The organism is Rhodococcus aetherivorans (assembly GCF_011058165.1).
GTDB classification, from domain to species: domain Bacteria; phylum Actinomycetota; class Actinomycetes; order Mycobacteriales; family Mycobacteriaceae; genus Rhodococcus; species Rhodococcus aetherivorans.
The window spans coordinates 1-5,078 of record NZ_JAALEG010000157.1; the positions used below are offsets into that span (position 1 = coordinate 1).

Annotated in this window: 4 protein-coding genes; all 4 read left to right on the forward strand. The window is 74.9% G+C overall.

The window, feature by feature from the left end:
- Positions 1-195, forward strand: a 195-nt coding sequence (locus G6039_RS29515) for a response regulator transcription factor (protein ID WP_164528180.1), incomplete at its 5' end; no start/stop codon positions are given.
- A 120-nt stretch (positions 196-315) separates the two neighbouring features.
- Positions 316-3,201, forward strand: coding sequence for an AfsR/SARP family transcriptional regulator (locus tag G6039_RS29520; protein WP_206531470.1), 2,886 nt, complete (start codon positions 316-318; stop codon positions 3,199-3,201).
- A gap of 53 nt (positions 3,202-3,254) precedes the next feature.
- The gene (locus G6039_RS29525; protein WP_050035922.1) at positions 3,255-4,664 is read left to right on the forward strand and encodes an FAD-binding oxidoreductase; all 1,410 of its coding nucleotides are present in this window, start codon (positions 3,255-3,257) and stop codon (positions 4,662-4,664) included.
- A 158-nt stretch (positions 4,665-4,822) separates the two neighbouring features.
- Positions 4,823-5,078 (forward strand): DUF1707 SHOCT-like domain-containing protein (locus G6039_RS29530; RefSeq protein WP_241258998.1); only part of this gene is annotated, 256 nt, incomplete at its 3' end.

Here is a 5,078-nt window from a genome sequence, read left to right on the forward strand (position 1 = left end):
CCGCCCACCCTCACCGAGCGCGAGACCGAGGTGCTGCGACTCGTCGCCAAGGGACTGTCGGCCAAGCAGATCGCCGCGCGGCTCACGCTCAGTCACCGCACGGTGGAGAACCACGTGCAGGCGACCCTGCGCAAGCTGCAGCTCGCCAACCGCGTGGAGCTCACCCGCTACGCGATCGAGCAGGGGCTGGACTAGCGCACCGGACCCGCACCGGTCCTCTAGAATTCGACCGCTCCCGCAGTTCCGGTGCGGCGGTGGCGTGCTCGATCGAAAGGCGGAGCGATCGAAAGGCGGGGCGATCGAAAGGCGGGCGGGATGAGTTCCCCTGGCGTGGCGCTCGGCGTGCTGGGAGGCTTCGCCGCCACCGTCGACGGACGACCGATCGACCTCGGCGGCATCCGGCAGCGTGCCCTGCTCGCCGCCCTCGTCGTCGCGTTCCCGGGCGACGTCTCGGGGGAGCGGCTGCTCGAACAGGTCTGGCACGACGTCGACGACCCGAAGACGAGCTCGCTGCACTTCGCCGTCTCCAAGCTGCGCGACCGGCTCAGCCCGCAGCGACCGCGCGGGGACGAGGGGGTGATCGTCCGGGAGGGCTCGCGGTACCGGCTCGCCGTTGCCGCGGAGCAGATCGACGCCGTGCGGTTCGCCGACCTCGTCGCGCGCGGCGACCGGCTGCGCGAGCAGGGTGCCGCTCAGGCCGCGGCCGAGGCCTACGCGACCGCGTTGTCGTGCTGGCGGGGGTCGCCCTACGCCGACGTCGCCGACGCCGAGTTCGTGCGCCCCGAGGTCGCGCGGCTGACGGCGATCGAGTTGCGCACCCGCAAGGCCCTGCTGCAGATCCGGCTGGACCAGGGCGGCTCCGACGACGTCGTCGAGGCCGCCGAGCGGCTCGTCGCCGCGCATCCGCTCGACGAACGGGCCTGGGAACTGCTGGTCGTCGCCCTGTACCGGGCGGGCCGGCAGGCCGACGCCCTGGCGGCGCTGCGCCGCGTGCGCACCGTGCTCGACGGCGAACTCGGCATCGAGCCGGGCACCGGGCTGCGCGAACTCGAGACGGCGGTGCTGCGGCAGGACGACGTCCGGCTGCTCGGGACCGCCGGGGTCTCGCCGGGGCCCGCCGCCGCGCTGGGCACCCCGAGCGCGACCTCCAACGTGCCGTCGCCCCGCACCGCCCTCGTCGATCGGGCCCGTGAGCTCGCGGACGTCGGCGCGGCGCTGGCCGGGGAACGGTTGGTCACGCTCGTGGGGCCGGGCGGGGTCGGCAAGACGCGGCTGGCGGTGGAGGTGTGCCGCAACGGCGGTGAACGTCCCGCCGACGGGCCGTGGTTCGTGGACCTGGCGGCCGTGCGGGCCGATGCGCTGGTGGCCGCGACGGTGGCGTCGGCCCTGCAGATCCTGGGCCCCGGGACCGTCGACCACCTGGCCACGGTGCTCGCCCCACGTGAGTGCGTCCTCGTGCTGGACAACTGTGAGCATCTGCTCGACGGTTCGGCGGAGCTGGTGACGGCGCTGCTCGAGCGCTGCCCCGGCGTGCGCATCCTGGCGACGAGCCGGGAGCCGCTCGGCCTCGACGGGGAGTGGGTCTACGAGGTGCCGCCGTTGGACGAGTGCGCCGCCGTCGAGTTGTTCGGCGTCCGGGCCGCCGGGGTGGTGCCGGGCTGGACGATCCACGACGAGGTGACCGAACCGGTGCGTCGCATCTGCACCGAGCTCGACGGGATCCCGCTCGGGATCGAGCTCGCGGCGGCGCAGCTGCGGGTGCTGTCCGAGCAGCAGATCGCCGAGGGGCTGAGCGACCGGTTCGCGCTGCTGCAGGGCGGCTCCCGCACCGCTCCGCCGCGGCAGCGGGGGCTGGCCGACGCGATCGAGTGGAGCTACCGGCTCCTCGACGACGAGCAGGCGCGGCTGCTGCGCGAGGTCGCGGTGTTCGCGGGCAGCTTCGACATCGAGGGTGCCGCCGCCGTGCACGGCAGCACGCCGCCGCTGAGCGTCCTGCCGCCGCTGACGGCCCTCGTGCGGCGGTCGCTGCTGCGGGTGGAGCCGTCGTCGTCGCCGCGGCGGTACTCGATGCTGCAGACCATCCGCGAGTTCGCCCTGGCCCGCGCGGACGCGGCCGAACGGGACCGGATGGCCGACGTGCACCGCCGGTTCGTGCTGCGGCGGGCCCTCGCGGCGGTGCCGCACCTGCGCGGCTCCCGGGCACGGCAGACCTTCGACGCCCTGACGGCGGACATCGCCGAGCACCGTGCCGCTGCGGCCTCCGCGCTGGCCGCCGGTGATCCCGTCTACGCGCTCGAACTCGCCGGGGCCCTCTATTGGTTCTGGTATCGGCGGGGGCACATCCGGGAAGGTCTGGAGCTGATATCGGCAGCCCTGGACGCGGTCGAGCGGACCGGTACCGCCGTCGCAGCGGCAACCCTGTCGTCGGCGCTGACCGGCCTGGGCGGACTCACCTACCTGGCCGGGGACGCGGCCGGCGCGGCGGCCGTGCTGGGACGGTCCGCCGACGCCGCGGGGAGGGGCGGCGACGTCGTCACCGAGGCGTGGATGCGGTCCTGGTGGGCGTACTGCTCCGCGATCACGGGCCCGTCCGACGAGTTCCTGCACGCAGCGCACGAGAGTGCGGACGTCCTGCGCCGGGAAGGCGCCGTGTGGCAGCGCGCCGACGCCCTGCTCATCGAGGGCATGATCCTGCGCTTCCTCGGCGATCCGCAACGGGCGCAGCAGGTGTTGCGCGAGGCGGTCGCGACAGCCGAACGTTGCGGCCACGGCTGGGCGGTCGGCTCGGCGTCGTGGACACTCATGCGCACGGCGATGGACGTCGGGGACACGGACGCGGCGCTCGACGCGGTCCGGGTGATGCAGCCGGTCCTCGAGGCCGAGCGGGATGTGACGTCGTGGCTGGTGCTCGTCCACAGCGCCGCGGCCCTGGTGGCCCGGCTCGGTACTCCCGACGTCGGCGCGATGCTCCTCGGGGCGGTCCGGGCGCTCGGCGGCCGCATCGGCTTCCTGCCCGAGGTGATGGATCCGGTCGACGGGCCGCGCGAGGCGGCGGTCGTCCGCGACGCGCTCGGTGACGCCGAGTTCGAGCGGTGCGCGAGCCTCGGCGCCGGCCTGGACCGGGACGAGGTGAGCGCGCTGCTGGCCCGGCTGTGCCGGACGGGGCACGTCGGTGCGCAGCCGGAGCTAAGCGGCAGCTAAGCGGTGGCGGTTGTCCTGGAAGGGACCGAGATCCGATCCTTCCGAGGAGCACCATGTCCCACCCGACGCCCCAGACCCTGGCCCCCACGTCCGTCGTCGACCTGCTTCGGACCGCCGTCGCCGGTGTCGTACACGCCCCCGAGGACGAGGGCTATCGGCTGTCCGCCACCGGCTTCAACCTCGCCACCGTCCACCGCAGCGCCGCCGTCGTGGTCGCCTCGAGTGCCGCCGACGTCGCCGCGGCGGTCCGGATCGCGGCCGAGAACGGGCTGACCGTCGCGGTGCAGGCCACCGGCCACGGCGCCGCCCCCGCGCCGGAGAACAGCATCCTGGTCGACACCGCCCTCCTCGACGGGGTGAGCATCAACCGCGCCGAGCGCACCGCCACCGTCGAGGCCGGGGTCCGCTGGCAGCAGGTGCTCGACGCCGCGGCCCCGCACGGGCTGGCGCCGCTGGCCGGCTCGGCACCGGGCGTCGGGGTGGTCGGGTACACGCTCGGCGGCGGGCTCGGCCCGATCGCCCGCACCCACGGGTTTGCCGCCGACCGGGTCCTGCGGATGGAGGTCGTCACCGCCGACGGGCAGCTGCGGCGGGTCACCCCCGACGACGAACCCGACCTGTTCTGGGCCCTGCTCGGCGGCGGCGCGGCATTCGGGATCGTCACCCAGATGACGTTCGAACTCCTGCCCATCCAGACCCTGGACGGCGGCGGCCTCTTCTACGACATCGCCGACGCCCCGGCCGTGCTGCGCCGCTGGCGGGACTGGATCTCCGCGGCGCCGACCTCGGTGTCCAGCTCGCTGGCCATCGTCAACTTCCCGCCGCTCCCGGAACTGCCCGAGCCGCTGCGCGGCCGCACCGCCGTGCACGTGCGGTTCGCGCACGTCGACGACGCCGAGGACGCCGGCGCCCTGCTCGCCCCGCTGCGCGCGGTGGCCACCCCGGTCCTCGACACCGTGACCGAGATCGTCTACCCCGCCCTTGGTTCGATCCACGCCGACCCCACCGACCCGATGCCAGGCATGGAGCGCTCGGCGCTGCTGCGGGAGCTGCCGGACGCCGCCCTCGACGCCCTGCTCGCCGTCGCGGGTCCCGCCGGCGCGCTGCCGATCGCGCTCGCCGAGGTCCGGGCCATGGGCGGCGCGCTCGGTGTGCCGCCCGAGACCCCCAACGCCGTCGCGGGCCGCGACGCCGCGTTCACCCTGTTCACCGTCGGGGTGCTGGTGCCGCCCATCGCCGACGCGGTGCCCGGAGCGCTCGAGACCGTCGTCGGGGCGATGGCGCCGTGGGCCACCGGCGGTGCGCTGATGAACTTCGCGGGCGGCGTGGACGGGCCCCCGGCCGCCCGGGTGGCGAACGCGTGGACCCCCGCCCAGCGGACCCGGCTCGCCGAGATCCGCGCGGCATACGATCCCAGCGGCGTCTTCGCGCCCGCCGCGCGATGGGCGGCAACGGCGATCTGAGCCGACCGCATCCGTCCGTCCCTCGGCTCCACGACCGTCGGGCCGGCGCGCCAGCGCCTACCCTGATGATCCCGGCGCGCCAGCGCCTACCCTGATGATCCCGGCGCGCCAGCGCCTACCCTGATGATCCCGGCGCGCCAGCGCCTACCCTGATGATCATGGAGTCGAGGGATCTGCGTGTCTCGGACGCCGAGCGCGAACACGTCGGGACGCTGCTGCAGCGCGCGGTCGGGCAGGGGATGCTGTCGCTGGGCGAGTTCACCGAGCGGATGGACACGGCGCTGGCCGCCAGAACCCGCGGAGAACTGAACGCCGTGCTCGTCGACCTGCCCGGAATGCAGGTGCGGCCCGAGTACCTGCCACATCCGATGCAGCCCACCCCCGCCCCGGCGCCGCCGATGGCCGGGCCGGTGC